The 694-nt window shown below is 50.3% G+C and carries 1 protein-coding gene; it reads right to left on the bottom strand.

The annotated features are described in order from the left end of the window. Positions 1-655 (bottom strand): ABC transporter permease (locus tag RMSM_RS16605; protein ID WP_008698539.1); only part of this gene is annotated, 655 nt, incomplete at its 3' end. Positions 656-694: the final 39 nt, after the last annotated feature.

Genomic DNA, 694 nt, shown 5'->3' with positions numbered 1-694 from the left:
GTGGCAGTGAGAACGCTGCCGAAAAGGGACTGGTCACGCCAAGCCATTGGGCTTGAGCAATGGATTCGGCTGGAAACTCTAGGATTGTCATCAACGAGACAATCGCGGGCGGACCGACGTACAGCAATAACAGCACGATGTATGTCGACATCAATGCGATCGAGGTTTTTCGCTGGAATAGCGAACACACTTGAGCGATGGTGGCATTGACCAAACAAACCATCAAGACAATCGCAAACATCCCCAGCACGCTCGGCCAATTGCTCCAGTAACTGTAGTTAAGCACACCGCCAAGCAGCAGTGGCCACAGCAGAAAACAGGTTAAGACGGCGGAGATGCGGAAGCCGACAATGAATTTGCCCCACAGAATTTGACTGGGAGTCAACGTTGTCGTTAATAACAAATCGAGTGTTTGGCGTTCTCGTTCGCTGGTCATCGATCCCGCCAAAAAAACGGGGCCGACGAGCATGTTGAACACAATCACATAAACCGAAAACCAAGCAATCTTTTCGTCCATGTAGAACAGGAAAATGCCCATCATCGGGATTGCCAATAGCATGCTGATTTGAATCACCAGCCGCAGCATCAGGGTTCCTTGTGCAAAGATTTCGCTATGGATTTCTTTGTCGTAGACTGGGTTCGCTCCATCTGCCATCAACTCGGATTTCTTCGGAGGTGCGAACAGTCGATCGGG

This window comes from Rhodopirellula maiorica SM1, from assembly GCF_000346295.1.
Lineage (GTDB): Bacteria > Planctomycetota > Planctomycetia > Pirellulales > Pirellulaceae > Novipirellula > Novipirellula maiorica.
The sequence above is the reverse complement of the archived record's forward strand: the minus strand, read 5'-3'. Positions and strand labels throughout refer to the sequence as shown.